Raw genomic sequence first — 13,704 nt, forward strand, 5'->3', positions numbered from 1 at the left:
TACTTATTTAATTTTATTTAATATTATTACAATTGAGGTTGATTTGCATCTATTTAAAGATTCTTTAAATTTGATTGTCTCTTCAGGAAATGGGGGTGCAGGATGTGTTTCTTTTTTGCGTGAAAAATTTAAGGCTAAAGGAGGTCCTGATGGAGGTGATGGAGGGAGAGGTGGGGATGTAATCTTTAAAGTTAAGTCTAATCTTAAAACTTTGTCTCTTTATAGAAATGGCCAAAAACTTAGTGCTAGTAATGGAAAATCTGGAATGGGTTTAAAGAAAAGTGGAGCTGCTGGGTCAGATTTGATTATTTTTGTTCCTCCAAATACTAGCATTTATGATGCTGATTCTAATTGTATGTTATTTGAGCTTAAAAATTTTAATGATGAAGTTGTTGTTTTGAAAGGTGGAAGAGGTGGTCTTGGAAATGTGAATTTTAAAAGTTCTACAAAACGCACACCAAGATTTGCTCAACCAGGAGAATCTGGGCTTACTTTAAATTTACGCCTTGAATTGTCATTAATAGCTGATGTTGGACTTGTTGGGCTTCCTAATGCAGGTAAATCTTCTCTTATCTCTAAAATAACTGCTTCACGATCAAAAGTTGCAAATTATCCTTTTACAACTAAAATTCCACATTTTGGTGTTGTAAGAGTTTCTTATAATGATTTGATTATTGCTGATCTACCTGGAATAATTGAGGGAGCAAGTAAAGGTATAGGTCTTGGTTTTGAATTTTTAAGGCATATTTCTAAGACTCAAATTTTGGTTTTCTTGATAGATGTTTCTAGTAATGATTTTATGAGTGCTTATGATATTCTTATTAATGAACTTAGAGTATATGATATTGGACTTTTGAAAAAAAAGCGCATAATTGTTGCTAGTAAACTTGATTTAGAGGGTGCAACAGAAAATTTTAATCAGTTAAAAAGTATTTTGTCTGAAGAGAGGGTGCTAGGAATTTCTATTTATGATAATATCGGAATAAATGAACTTGTTAGTGAATTTTTTTCTTTAGCAAAAATTTGAAGGTGTTTATTTTGTTTTTTAGAAAATACAGATCAGTATTATGCAGGTTTTAGTTTGTTTGATTGATGAATTAAATTTATAATAGGGGAGATTGATGCGAATAGCAATATTGGGTGGTACTTATAATCCTGTTCATATTGGACATATGTTTTTGGCAAAAGAAATAGAGCATTTTTTAAATGTTGATAAGATCTTATTTATTCCTACTCATAAACCTGTTCATAAATGTGTTGAGGATATTAGTGTTACGGATAGAGTGACAATGCTTAAATTGGCGGTACAATATGAAGATAATATGTTTGTTGATGAATGCGATGTGATACATGGGGGGGTAACTTATACTATTGATACTATTGCTTGTATTAGAAATAAATATGCTAATGATGATATATATTTGATCATTGGAGATGATCTTTTTGAAACTTTTGATTCATGGAAAAATCCGGAAAAAATAGTTGAATCTGTTAATCTTGTAGTTGTTCATAGAATTTATAGCAAGAGATTGAGTAGTCGATTTAAACATATTTATGTTGATAATAGGGTATTTCCTATTTCGTCTTCAGAGATTAGAAATAGAATTGAACAAGGATTACCTGTAGATTATTTGCTTCCCTTTGATGTTTTGAGATATATTAAAAATAATAATTTGTATGTTAAAGGTATGTAATTGAGGAGAGAATTATTTTTTTTAGTTCTAATCATTTTAATAATTCTTGGTATTGTAATTTTTTTTGTTGATATTTCTAAAAGAGAGCAAATATATTTTGAACTAAATACCAAAAGCAATATTAGCTTTTTATTTCTTGTAGAAGATGATAATGAAAATCTTTTAAGTATGCAAGAAGTTTTTATTAACATAAAGACAGGAAATGTTGGATTTTTGGATATTCCTATTTATACAGGTTATGAAGATTTTAAAGGAAATATTTCGTGGTTTGAGGCTTTGTATAAAAAAAATAATTTTACTGAATTTTTAGTTAAAGTATCTAAACAATTGAATCATGAACCTGATTATTATATTCGTTTTAAAAAAGATAATTTTGTGAGGTTTGTTGATTATCTTGGTGGAGTTCGATTTCTTGTTAAAAATCCTGTTAAGGTATACAATTTGGTACACTCTATATTAATACCTTCTGGTAATTCTATTTTTGATGGTGATAAAGTTTATGATTATTTAAGTTATTTCAGAGATATTGCTTCTTATGATGAGCGATTTGAATTTTATAAAGAATTTTTTAAAAAAATTTTAGCACAATTTGCTAATTTTCAAGAAGAATATGATTATTTTTCTAAAATGTATGTTATGTTAGATACTAATCTTTCTGAAACTGTATTTAAATATATTCTTTCCAATTATAAAATAAATGATGAGAAGCTTATTTTTTTAAATATTAAGGGTCAAGAGGAAACATTTAAAGATGATGATGATAATTTAATAAAAGTTATTTTTCCTTATTATGGGGGAGCAATTCTTAAGGAATCAATAGAAAATTTGAATAGGATTTTAATAGATGGAACTAAAACCGAAGATGTAATTAAGATTATTATTTTAAATGGCACGCAAACTGCTGGGCTTGCAAGGAATGTAGCAGATATTTTTAAATCTTTAAAATTTAAGGTTATAAGATTTGGAAATGCAGATAAGCATAATTATTCTCATACTCTGATTATAAATAATTCTGATAATTTGGAGATTGCTATTAAGGCTGGAGATGTTATTAGAGCGAGAAATATCAAGCCAATCTCTGAGTTTCATATGGATATTTTGGGACTTGATATCTCTGATATGGGTCCTGATGTTGTAATAATTTTGGGAGATGATTTTGATGGAAGATATGTTAAGAGTCGATGATATTAAGAAGTTATGTAAAATTATATCTGATTTTGGTGGTATTGACGTTTTGGGTATTAATGTTAGTTCTGTGTGCAATTGGGCTGATTTTTTTATTATTGTTTCATTTTCGTCATTTAAACAGATGGAAGTTTTGTATACTGAAAAATTAATAGCTTTTTTTAATGAGAGAAATTTAAATTGTTGTCTTCAGGGTAAAGGTTTCCTTTTTGATTGGACGGTTATTTCTTGTGGGGGTCTAGTTATACATTTAATGAGTAAAAATTCTAGAGAATATTATGAACTTGAAAAAATATGGGATAAGGGAGAAGTTATTTATTCTTGAGAGTTATTAATTAAAAAAAATAAAAATATCACAAGAATTATTTACAAAAAATTAAAAATATTCTAGATTTAAAACATGTATTTTAGGGAGGCCTAGAAGTGAATATTACAAATGTAAGAATTAGGAGAGTTGATAATAAAGATTCCAGTTCGAAGCTATTAGCATATGTTACAGTTACTTTTGATGATTGCTTAGTTTTACATAATATCAGAGTTATTAGAGGGCAAAAAGGCGTGTTTATTGTTATGCCTAATAGGAGAACTAAAGTTGGAGAATATAAAGATATTGTTCATCCTATTAATCAAAGTTTTAGAGAAATTTTGCAAAGTGCTATTTTTAAAGAATATGTCAAAGAAAACCCTGCAAATTTTGAACTTGAATTAGTCTAGATAATATTATTGACAAAGTTTATTGTATTTTGTATCCTTTTGACTTGTGGATAATTAGTTGTTAAGTATTTGGGACGTGGACAAGTGGTAAGTCACCTGGTTTTGGTCCAGGCATTCGAGGGTTCGAATCCTTCCGTCCCAGTATTTATATTAGGAGTTTTGTTGTGTATAGTAGTAGGATTTTAAAGTATGAGGGTCGCTCTAAATTTGGTTCATCATGTGCTCGTATTTTACGGGCAAAGTCCGAAATACCAGCTGTTGTTTATGGTAAAGAAAGTGATGTTTTGCATATAAAGATCAATAGTAATGAATTTGATAAAAAATTTGCTAAATTTACAGATAATACTGTTTTGCTTTTAAATGACGGTATGGTTGAAAAATGTGTTTTCATTAAAGATGTTAGTGAAAATCTTACAAAGAAATTTATTTATCATATTGATTTTTATGAAGTTGATAGAACTAGGGAAATTGAAAGGGATATATCAATTAAATTTATAGGAGCTTCTGTTGGTGTTAAGGAAGGTGGTACCTTAAGTGTACTCCGTAATACAGTTAAAGTGAAGGCTCTGCCTTTGAATTTGCCAGAGTTTGTTGAAGTAGATTTAACTCCTGTTAAAAAGGGGGATCAAATAACTTTGAAAGATATTGTACTTTCTGATAATGTAAAACTTTCTGAAACAGATGAAAATTTGGCGGTTTTATTTGTAAAATAAAAAATATGAATTTATTAATAGTTGGCCTAGGTAATCCTGGGTCTAATTTTTTGCATACTAGGCATAATGTTGGTTTTGGATTGATAGATAAGTTGGTTATGAAAAATGCTCTTTCATTAAGAAAAGCCAAAAACTATGAATATGCAGATTTTAATGTTGATTCTAGGCGAATAGTTTTAATTAAACCTTTAACTTATATGAACTTGAGTGGTAATATTTTTCCTTGTGTTTTTTCTAAGTTTTATATGAAAATAAATAATTTATTGGTTGTGGTTGATAATGTTGATTTACCTTTGGGAAAGTGTAGACTTAGAAAGGTAGGGGGTGCTTCTACTCATAATGGGCTTCGTTCTATTTCTGAGAGTCTTGGGAGTACTAAGTATGGTAGACTCTATATTGGGGTTGGAAATAATAGTGCTTTTGGTCTTAAAGATTTTGTTCTTTCAAAATTTAATGATAGTGAACTTGTTCGTGTTAAAAATGTATTTAATTTTTTAAGTGAAGAAATATTGGGTATAGATGAATTTAGTTTTGAGCATAAAATTGCAACTATTAATTCTAGTAGTTTTTGATGGTTTGGGATAATATAATAACAAGAATAGAAGATTTTTATAAAAGAAATTTATTGACTAAAGAGAAAGTAATTGTTGCCTTTTCTGGAGGTCCAGATTCTACTGTTTTGTTATTAAATTTAAAAAAATATTTAAATAATAATATTGTTGCTTTTTATTTTGCTCATTATATAAGGTCAAAAAGTGAACAAGATTTAGAAATAGAACATGTTAAGAAATTTTGTAATTTGTATGATATCGTTTGTCAGATAAAGAAGTGTGATGTTGATATTAAAATAAAAGCGAAGCAATTGGGTATTTCTATTGAAGAATTGGCCAGAAAATATCGATATAATGCTTTATTAGAAGCTCTTAATGAAAATCATGCTAGTTATGTTGCTCTTGCTCATAATAAAAATGATCAATTTGAGACTTTAATAATGAGATTTTTTCAAGGTTCATTTTTGGATGGATTTGTTGGTATTCCAGTTATTAATAATTTCATTATTAGGCCTTTGCTTGAAGTGTCAAGAGAAGAGATTGAAAAATTTTTATCTGTTAATAATATTGTTTATTCTATTGATAGTACTAATCATGAAGATTTGTATTTAAGAAATAAAGTTAGAAATAATCTTGTTCCTGTTATTAAAAAAATTTTTAAAGGATATGAAAAAGGATTAAGGAGAATATCTGATTTTTCAAGGGAACTTACAAACTATTTTGATAGAGAAGATTTTCTTCCCTTTATTAAGGGTAATTATTATTATTCTTTTGATGCTATGGTTTTTTTTAATTTGCCAAAATATTTGGTTTTTAGGAGTGTTTTTAAAATTTTAAATTTGGAAAAAATTGTGACAAATTTATCATACGGGTCTTTAAGTGAGATTTTTAGAGTAAGTCTTAATAATAAAAGGAGTAATATTTTACTTAAGAATAATGATTTTTTTTTGGAGAAACGTAGAGATAAGGTTAATCTTATTTTTAGGAGATCTGAGGAAATGCGTAGACCTTTTGATTTTTTCTTAAGAGTTAATGAATATCATAGTTTATCTTTAGGTAAGATTTTGTTAGAATGTTTGGAGTGTGAAGATGATTCTATACTAACATTGAGATGTTGTTCTTATGAGTTTAGACATAAATTTTTTAAAAAAAAGTTACAATCAAAGAAGTTCTTTTCTAAGTTTGTAAGATATAATCCACTTTATTTAATGTTGTTAGTATTAAATGATAAGATAATTGGAATTATTGATTTAAATACTTTAAACTTAATGTGGAGTGATAAGAATATTCTTAAAAAAATTAGTATATCTTTGTTCGGAGGATTTTTAAAGGAATGAATATTAACAATAATAATTTGAATAATAATGGTAAATCTAATAATAAAAAGAAAAATAAGAATTGGATTTTGGGACTTGTTGTTGTTTTCTTAGTTTTAGCAATATTCATGTCTTATTTTATGCGTGGTGGAGAAAATTATAAAAACGTTCCTTATAGTACATTTCAGACTTATTTAGATAGTGGTTTGATTGAATCAGTTGTGATTATTGATAAGAGTCAAATTCAGTTTATTGTCAAAAATTCTAATTTAGGAAAGTCTTATTTCTCTACTAGTATTCCTTATTTTGATATTAATTTACTTGCGGAGCTTAAAGCCAAGCGAGTAGAGGTAAGTTCTGGAAAGAGTCAATCGTCTTTAATTGGCGTTTTACTTCAAACTTTACCTTGGATATTATTTTTTGTTTTCTTTTTCTTTATTTTTCGTCAAACTCAAGGTGGTGGTGGGAAAGTTTTTTCATTTGGAAAAAGCAATGCTCAAAAATATGAAGCAGGAAAGAATAAAGTTACTTTTAAAGATGTTGCTGGGCAAGAAGAAGCAAAACAAGAACTTGGTGAAGTAGTTGAATTTCTTAAATATCCTAAAAAATTTGAAAAAATTGGTGCCAGAATTCCCAAAGGTGTTCTTTTGGTTGGATCTCCTGGAACAGGAAAGACTTTGCTTGCCAAGGCTGTTGCTGGGGAAGCAGGAGTAAATTTTTTCCATATGTCGGGTTCTGATTTTGTTGAGATGTTTGTAGGGGTTGGGGCAAGTCGTGTTAGAGATCTTTTTGATAATGCAAGAAAAAATGCTCCTTGTATAATTTTTATTGATGAACTTGATGCTGTTGGGAGAAGTCGTGGAGCTGGACTTGGTGGTGGTCATGATGAGAGAGAACAGACTCTTAATCAATTATTAGTTGAGATGGATGGTTTTGGGACATATACTAATGTAATAGTGATGGCAGCTACAAATAGACCTGATGTTCTTGATTCTGCTTTGTTAAGACCAGGTAGATTTGATAGGCAAGTAGCAGTTACTTTGCCTGATATTAAGGAGAGAGAAGCAATATTAAATATACATGCTCAGAAGACTAAGCTTGCAAAAGAGATCGACTTAAGAGTAATAGCAAGAGCTACCCCTGGTGTTAGTGGTGCTGATCTTGCAAATTTAATTAATGAAGGTGCTTTGATTGCTGCTAGAAATAATCAATCTGAAATTTTGATGCATGATTTGGAAGAAGCTCGGGATAAAATACTTATGGGAGTTGCTAAAAAATCTATGACTATTACTGATAGGCAAAAACTTGAAACAGCTTATCATGAAGCTGGTCATGCTTTGCTTCATTATTATCTTGAGCATGCTGATCCTTTACATAAAGTTACTATTATTCCTAGAGGTAGAGCTCTTGGTGTTGCTTTTTCTCTTCCTAAAGAAGATAGACTTTCAATCAATAAGAATCAAATTCTTGATAAAATTAAAATATGTTATGGTGGTTATGCTAGTGAGCAGATTAATTTAGGTTTTACTACAGCTGGTGTTCAGAATGATTTAATGCAAGCTACTAATTTGGCAAAGAAAATGGTTACAGAATGGGGTATGGGAGAGGATGTAGGTCCTATATTTTTGGTAGATGATGAAGCTCCAATTTTTCTTCCAAAAGAATTTTCTAAATCAAAAGCATATTCTGAAAATACTGCTGATAGAGTAGATAGAGAAGTTAAGAAAATTCTTGAAGGGTGTTTAAAAGAGGCATCAGATATTTTAATTAAGCATAAGGATCAGTTAGTAAAACTTGCAGAGGCCTTGATTACAAGAGAAACTTTAACAGATAATGAAGTGAGAGAACTTTTAGGTTTTGAATTAATTGAGAGTGATTATGAACTAAGTTTAAAACAGTCTAAGCAAGAAGAGACAATTGATAGATAAAACAAGTTTTTAAGGAGTTTTTGTGGTTGTCTTAAAAATTGTATTATTGTTTTTAATTTTTGTAAATTTAAATGCCAATTTAAATAAGAGAGACGAAGATATATCTAAAATTCTTTTGCTTGAATCTAAAAGTTTTAATGGTACTCAAAGAGGACTTGATATGCTTTATGGTTCTCTTGAATTTAATTTAAAAAACTCCGATTCTCTTTATGAGCTGTCATTGAGGAATGATATTTCATTGTTAGATAGAATTTATTTATTAAAATCAGCTATAGAGATTAATAATTTTGTACTTGTAAAACCCTTGGATTTATACTTTCAGTATTTTTCATTAATTTTGGATCAAAATGAGGATGTTTATAAGAATAAAGAAATTATTGACATTTATGATAAGTTGGATAGTGATTTAAAAAATGATAAAGACTTGATTTATATGAGACTTGAGGCGTCTAGTAGGCTTGGAGATTTTAGTGGTACTTTTGATAAAGTATTAAAAAGTGCTTTTTCTGTGTATAGTGATGATATAAGGTTTTTTAAATGGTTTTTAAAGGAAGATAAATTTTTTGCAAGTCTTTTTAATAAGCTTAAGTTAAAGGGAGATTCTTTTTTTAAAAGCGAAAATATTGATTTTATTTTTAAAAATACAACATTAAATGAACCTAATGCTGTTGCTTTGTTTACTTTTCTTAAGAATAAAAGCAAACAAATAAATGGTGTTCAGAGTATGTATTTGCTTAAATATCGTCTTTTAACACCTGATGAGGCCTATGTTTTTTTTAAAGAAAAGCCGCCAAGTACGCTTCGTGACTATAAAATGTTTTATGATCTTTTGGGTGATCCTAATATACGAGAAGAATTTTTAAATTATTATAAAAACTTATCAGGTGTATATTTTGTAGATGATAAGAATGATGTTGTAGTATTTAAAAATGGTGTTTTAGTAAATTTTTTTTCCAAAATAGCGAATTATACTTCAAATTTAAATTTAGATGAAAAATATCTGAATAAGGTTTATTTTGAAAATAAAATTCCTATTCGTTATGAAAATGTTTTATTTGGTTATAATGTTTATTATTCTATTTATCCTTATGTTAGTATGATTGAGGTTAAGTACCCAAATAAGAAAGCCGTTTATATTTTTGCTTTGGATTCTTTTCGTTATGAAATTTTTGATAATTTTAGTTATAGTTTTGATTATGTAGGTATTAATAATTTTTTGATAGCCGATGTTCCAGAAATTTTTGTTCCTAATATGTTAAATTTAAGTCCAAAGCAAGTTTCTTCTTTTGATATCCGACAAGCTTTGATATCTAAAAAGATTTTTAATGAGCATGATGTTGTTGAAATTAGAAATTATTCTTTTGGGGATTTGACTTCAGTTTATAAAAAAATTAATGACTCTAAGAAGTTTAATTATATTGAAATTTATGATAAAGGAGTTTTTAAAGCTAAAAGAGTTATTTTAGATGATTCTTTGGATGTCTATCGTAACATTAAGTAGCTTTTAAAAATTATTGATGCATAGAAAAATTTTTATTGTCATTATGTTAATTTTTTCATGCAACACAATAAGAGATATAGATGACAAACAAATTTATTATGTCCCATCTGAAAGCATAAGTAAGCATATTGAGGACAATAATTTTGAATTTGCTCTTTCAAGTTATTACAATCTAAGAAATAATGGTTTTGAAATGGAACAGGATATTTTGGATTTAAGAGATAAAGCTTTATCTGGAATTCAAAATGAATATTTAAATTTGTGCAAATCTAAAGATTATGAGGGAGCATTATTTAAGCTTGAGACTTTAAATTTGTTTGGTATTATGCTTAATGAGAGCAAAAAGCAATTGATTTTAAAACATCTTGAGAGTTTGAGACATAAGGATCCAATGCTTGCAAGTTTTTTTGCAAAATATTATTTGTTTGATAATAATTTTGATTTTTTGCAAAATTTTGTTATTCATGAAAAATCTCCTTCAAAAAATGTTTTGCTAGATACAGCTGTATTAACGGTTTGGGTAGATATGGGCACTAAAATTGTAAATGGTAATAGAGTACCCAATATTGCTTTAGGTTCTTCTTTTGTTATTGATAATCTGAAGGGATATGCTTTGACTAATTATCATGTAATTAGTTCTCAAGTTAACAGTGATTATAATGGAGTTTCCAATCTTTATGTTAAGCTTCCAAGAGGCAAGGGTGAAAAGCTTCCCGCAGAAGTGATTTCTTATTCAAAAGAGATGGATCTTGCATTAATTAAGGTTTCTTTTAAATTAGAGCATCAATTTAATTTGGATTATTCTGCAAATATTAATATTGGAGACAGAATTTATGCTATGGGTTCTCCTTTGGGATTTGAGAAGACTATTACTTCAGGAATAATTTCTGGTAAGAATAGAAATCTGTTGTCTGTGGGTGATTCTTATCAAATTGATGCTGCCATTAATCAGGGAAATTCTGGTGGACCTGTCATCAATGAGAATGGAGGTTTTGTTGGCCTTACATTTGCTGGATTTGTATATTCTCAAGGTCTTAATTTTGTAATACCTTCAAAATGGGTTTTAAAGGTATTGCCCTTTATGTATAGAGGTGGTGTTTTAAAGAATAATTGGTTGGGTTTTACTTTTTCAGAAAGTTTAAATAATTTGGAAATATCGTATGTAGTTCCTAATTCGCCTGCAGATATTGGTGGACTTAGAAGTGGAGATTCTATTTTAAGTGTTAATTCTTTAAAATTTGATAGTTTAAGAGAATTACAATATTATATTTTGCAAAGAAAGTCTATGGTAAGTGTTAAATATAAAAGGAATAATAAGGAATACGAGAGTTATTTATATCCCCAAAATCGACCCGAAAATATTTTTGAGAGTATCATTAATAGAGATTCTTTTAAAAATGTAGTGGGAGCTTTTTTGGGTTTAAATTTAAGTTTTATTGCTGGAAAAGAGTATAGGGTCGCCAAGGTTTTTGCAAATGGTCTTGGTGATGAATTGAATTTTAGGACTAATGATGAAATTTTTATTTATGATTTAAAATATATTAGGGATAAGAGAGTATTTATATTATTACTTTATGTTAAAAGATTATTTTCTGGATATTTAGGAGCTCCTTTGCAGCTTATTATTCCTTTTGATTCTATTATATTTGTATAAATAAATTGAGCTATGTTTGGGGGGAGTTTGTTTTTATGGGCTTTTATTTGAATTTAGTTAATGGCGATACTCGTTCTAAGCTTGATAATATTGTTTCTATTAGTCATTTTAATTTTAAAGACAATTCAAATCTAATGCTTATTATTGGTCCTATGGGTAGTGGTAAGACAGAATATGCTGCTAAAATTTATAAAGATTCTCTTATTATTAAAAATAAATCTTCTGAAATTTTAGCTTCTATCACAAGGGGTCTTAGAAATAGAGCCAATGTATTTTTTATTAGAAATATTCTTGATAAAAAAAGATTTAAGAATTATCCTGAGAATGTTATTCCTTATAGAGGCGGTGGGAGTGATGAAATTGATGGTGTTGATTTTGCTAGTGATTCTTTTGATGTAGGACAATTGATAGAGAAAAATCCTGAATATGGGACTTTTATTATTGATGAGACTTGTTTTTATGATGAGAGATTAGTATTTATTGTAAATAAGATAGCTTTAGATTTAAATGTATTATTTATACTTCCTACTTTACTTTATAATTTTAGAAAAGAAATATTTAATAATACGGCTAGACTTTTAATAGAGTATGCAGATAAAATTTGTAGTCTTGGTGCTTATTGTGAACATATTAATTGTATGGATGAATCTTTTTTGACATATAGATATTATTTTTATGAAGGTAAAGAAATAGCCGCACCTTATTTTGATCCTTTATTAATTGTTGGTGGTGATGAGATTGTTGAATCTGCTATTTATCCAAATTATGCTACAAGATGTTTTAAACATCATTATCTTGTTGGGAGAGAATATTTTTTTACTATTCTTAAACCTTTTGCATTATTATATATTCAGGGTGATAGAAAATTTCTAGAGAGAGAAATTGTTGATTTAAAGAGTAATATTGTAAATTCAAATTTTCAAAAGTCTCTTTTAATTGAGGTTGACGAGAAATATGATATTACCATTTTAGAAAATGTGTTAAAATTGCCTTTTTTGGCAGAAAGAGCCTTGATTACACTTTCGTTTGAATATAATATCTTAAGTAAAGAAGATTTTAAGGAAATTGTTAATAGATTTTCACTTAGTAAAGATTATATTCAAAAAGTAATTGTTTCAAGAGAGTATAAGGGAATTTTTTAAAATAATATTAATAAAAATTTGGTCTTTTTTGAAAAAACTCTTTTGTTTTTTCAATGCGTATTAATTCTCGTTCGATTATGTCATAGTAGTTAAGTTCTTTTATTTCAATTCTATAATATTCATCTTCCCAATTTGTTATTCCATTACCTTGTATCTTGATAAATTTGTATTTGTCTAATTGTTTATGATATGTTAAAGCTTTTTTGTAATAAGAAGTGGCCATTTTATAAAAAATTATGGCTTGATTTAGGTTTTTAAGAATGCCATCTTTTTTGGGAGTGTTATAAAAATATACATGTTTTGTGTCAAATAAATTACCTAAATATAGATGTTGCTTAACAAGAAGTAAATTTACATGCATTTTAAAGAACAGCTTATATTTATTCCATTCTTCTTTTGTTTTTATTTGAGCTAGAGAATAATTTGGATTCCCGAATGGATATTTTAATGCGTTTTGTAGAAAAAAAATATTCCTTTTATAATTGTCTGGTTTTTTTTGCATATTTTCATTAAAAATAACATACCATTGTTCAGCATAGAAAAATTTTGATGATGCATTGACGTTAATTATGAGTAAAATTGAAAGTATTATTAAATATAATACAAAAAAGTTATTATGAAACATATTTTGTATCCTTCCTTTTGTTATATTAGATGTTAAAATTTTATTAAATCAAAAATTTTCCTTGCACTTATTTCAAGATCGTGTTCACTTGAGTTTTCAATATATACAATATCAATTAGTTGATTAAAAATTTGAAACATTTCCATGTATCTAGAATTTATTTCTTTAAATTTAGCTTCTTCAAATTCAAAAATATCCGCTTGTGTTCTATTTTTTTGAATACGTTTAAATGCTATATTGGGGTCTGTTTTTATAAAAAAAAGTTTTTCAGGTAATGGGAAATCTTTATTTAGTTTATACCCTAATTCTCCTTGATATGCTATAGATGAAAATAAGTATCTATCGCTTATTACTTTTGTTTGATTTTTATTTAGTATTGTTATTATTCCATTTTGTATATTATATAAATGTTCGTATCTATCTGCAACGTATAAATGTGCTAATGATACTTTTCGTAAGGGATTTTTAAAGTTGGTCAGTTGTTTTCTTATGAGTTTGCCAATTATTCCTGTTGATGGTTCTTTTGTAAAATGATATTTCATTTTATTGTTACAGATTTTTTGTAATTTTTGGATTATACTTGTTTTGCCGCTTCCATCAATTCCTTCTATACAATAAAAATTTTTTAGGATCTTAGTCACAAAAATTATCTCCTTAGATATTTTAGTAATTAGATGCTTA

At 27.7% G+C, this 13,704-nt stretch carries 14 protein-coding genes and 1 tRNA gene; 13 read left to right on the forward strand and 2 right to left on the reverse strand.

Annotation, left to right across the window (positions count from 1 at the left end):
- Positions 1-43 precede the first annotated feature (43 nt).
- From obgE to BRE_RS04030, 13 genes are all read left to right on the forward strand, one after another.
- Positions 44-1,027 carry a GTPase ObgE gene (obgE, locus tag BRE_RS03970; protein WP_012539161.1) on the forward strand — a complete coding sequence of 328 codons (984 nt, stop codon included), beginning with the start codon at positions 44-46 and terminating at the stop codon, positions 1,025-1,027.
- Positions 1,028-1,121: 94 nt separating this feature from the next.
- On the forward strand, positions 1,122-1,694 hold the full coding sequence (gene nadD, locus BRE_RS03975) for a nicotinate (nicotinamide) nucleotide adenylyltransferase (RefSeq protein ID WP_041177753.1): 573 nt from the start codon (positions 1,122-1,124) through the stop codon (positions 1,692-1,694).
- Positions 1,695-2,879 (forward strand): LCP family protein, encoded by a 1,185-nt coding sequence (locus BRE_RS03980; RefSeq protein WP_012539162.1) that lies wholly within the window; start codon positions 1,695-1,697, stop codon positions 2,877-2,879.
- A complete protein-coding gene (rsfS, locus tag BRE_RS03985) occupies positions 2,854-3,204 on the forward strand; it encodes a ribosome silencing factor (protein ID WP_038366626.1) in 351 nt (116 codons plus the stop codon). Before BRE_RS03980 ends, rsfS begins: the two co-directional genes overlap by 26 nt.
- A gap of 98 nt (positions 3,205-3,302) precedes the next feature.
- Complete coding sequence (gene spoVG / locus BRE_RS03990; RefSeq protein ID WP_012539163.1) at positions 3,303-3,593, forward strand: septation regulator SpoVG; 291 nt, start codon at positions 3,303-3,305, stop codon at positions 3,591-3,593.
- Positions 3,594-3,663: 70 nt separating this feature from the next.
- Positions 3,664-3,735: transfer RNA gene (locus tag BRE_RS03995), tRNA-Gln, on the forward strand.
- Between the two features lie 22 nt (positions 3,736-3,757).
- Positions 3,758-4,306 carry a 50S ribosomal protein L25/general stress protein Ctc gene (locus tag BRE_RS04000; protein ID WP_012538523.1) on the forward strand — a complete coding sequence of 183 codons (549 nt, stop codon included), beginning with the start codon at positions 3,758-3,760 and terminating at the stop codon, positions 4,304-4,306.
- A gap of 5 nt (positions 4,307-4,311) precedes the next feature.
- A complete protein-coding gene (gene pth / locus BRE_RS04005; protein WP_012539164.1) occupies positions 4,312-4,878 on the forward strand; it encodes an aminoacyl-tRNA hydrolase in 567 nt (188 codons plus the stop codon).
- Positions 4,878-6,194, forward strand: a complete 1,317-nt coding sequence (tilS, locus tag BRE_RS04010; RefSeq protein WP_041178166.1) for a tRNA lysidine(34) synthetase TilS — start codon at positions 4,878-4,880, stop codon at positions 6,192-6,194. Before pth ends, tilS begins: the two co-directional genes overlap by 1 nt.
- On the forward strand, positions 6,191-8,101 hold the full coding sequence (ftsH, locus tag BRE_RS04015; RefSeq protein WP_012538526.1) for an ATP-dependent zinc metalloprotease FtsH: 1,911 nt from the start codon (positions 6,191-6,193) through the stop codon (positions 8,099-8,101). The genes tilS and ftsH overlap by 4 nt, the downstream gene beginning before the upstream one ends.
- 22 nt (positions 8,102-8,123) lie before the next feature.
- Positions 8,124-9,602, forward strand: coding sequence for a hypothetical protein (locus tag BRE_RS04020; protein ID WP_012539166.1), 1,479 nt, complete (start codon positions 8,124-8,126; stop codon positions 9,600-9,602).
- 16 nt (positions 9,603-9,618) lie between these two features.
- Positions 9,619-11,256, forward strand: a complete 1,638-nt coding sequence (locus BRE_RS04025; protein WP_232212704.1) for a S1C family serine protease — start codon at positions 9,619-9,621, stop codon at positions 11,254-11,256.
- Between the two features lie 35 nt (positions 11,257-11,291).
- On the forward strand, positions 11,292-12,398 hold the full coding sequence (locus tag BRE_RS04030) for a thymidine kinase (protein WP_041178167.1): 1,107 nt from the start codon (positions 11,292-11,294) through the stop codon (positions 12,396-12,398).
- Between the two features lie 7 nt (positions 12,399-12,405).
- On the opposite strand, the gene BRE_RS04035 is transcribed toward BRE_RS04030, so the two are convergent.
- A complete protein-coding gene (locus BRE_RS04035; protein WP_012539169.1) occupies positions 12,406-13,023 on the reverse strand; it encodes a hypothetical protein in 618 nt (205 codons plus the stop codon).
- A gap of 32 nt (positions 13,024-13,055) precedes the next feature.
- On the reverse strand, positions 13,056-13,664 hold the full coding sequence (gene tmk, locus BRE_RS04040) for a dTMP kinase (RefSeq protein ID WP_012539170.1): 609 nt from the start codon (positions 13,662-13,664) through the stop codon (positions 13,056-13,058).
- Between the last annotated feature and the right edge of the window lie 40 nt (positions 13,665-13,704).

The organism is Borrelia recurrentis A1, from assembly GCF_000019705.1.
Lineage (GTDB): Bacteria > Spirochaetota > Spirochaetia > Borreliales > Borreliaceae > Borrelia > Borrelia duttonii.

Coding starts and splice junctions, on each gene's coding strand:
- tilS (WP_041178166.1), top strand. CDS start 4,878: ATGGTTTGGGATAATATAATAACAAGAATAGAAGATTTTTATAAAAGA.
- rsfS (WP_038366626.1), top strand. CDS start 2,854: ATGGAAGATATGTTAAGAGTCGATGATATTAAGAAGTTATGTAAAATT.
- BRE_RS04030 (WP_041178167.1), top strand. CDS start 11,292: ATGGGCTTTTATTTGAATTTAGTTAATGGCGATACTCGTTCTAAGCTT.
- ftsH (WP_012538526.1), top strand. CDS start 6,191: ATGAATATTAACAATAATAATTTGAATAATAATGGTAAATCTAATAAT.
- BRE_RS04025 (WP_232212704.1), top strand. CDS start 9,619: ATGCATAGAAAAATTTTTATTGTCATTATGTTAATTTTTTCATGCAAC.
- nadD (WP_041177753.1), top strand. CDS start 1,122: ATGCGAATAGCAATATTGGGTGGTACTTATAATCCTGTTCATATTGGA.
- pth (WP_012539164.1), top strand. CDS start 4,312: ATGAATTTATTAATAGTTGGCCTAGGTAATCCTGGGTCTAATTTTTTG.
- BRE_RS04035 (WP_012539169.1), bottom strand. CDS start 13,023: ATGTTTCATAATAACTTTTTTGTATTATATTTAATAATACTTTCAATT.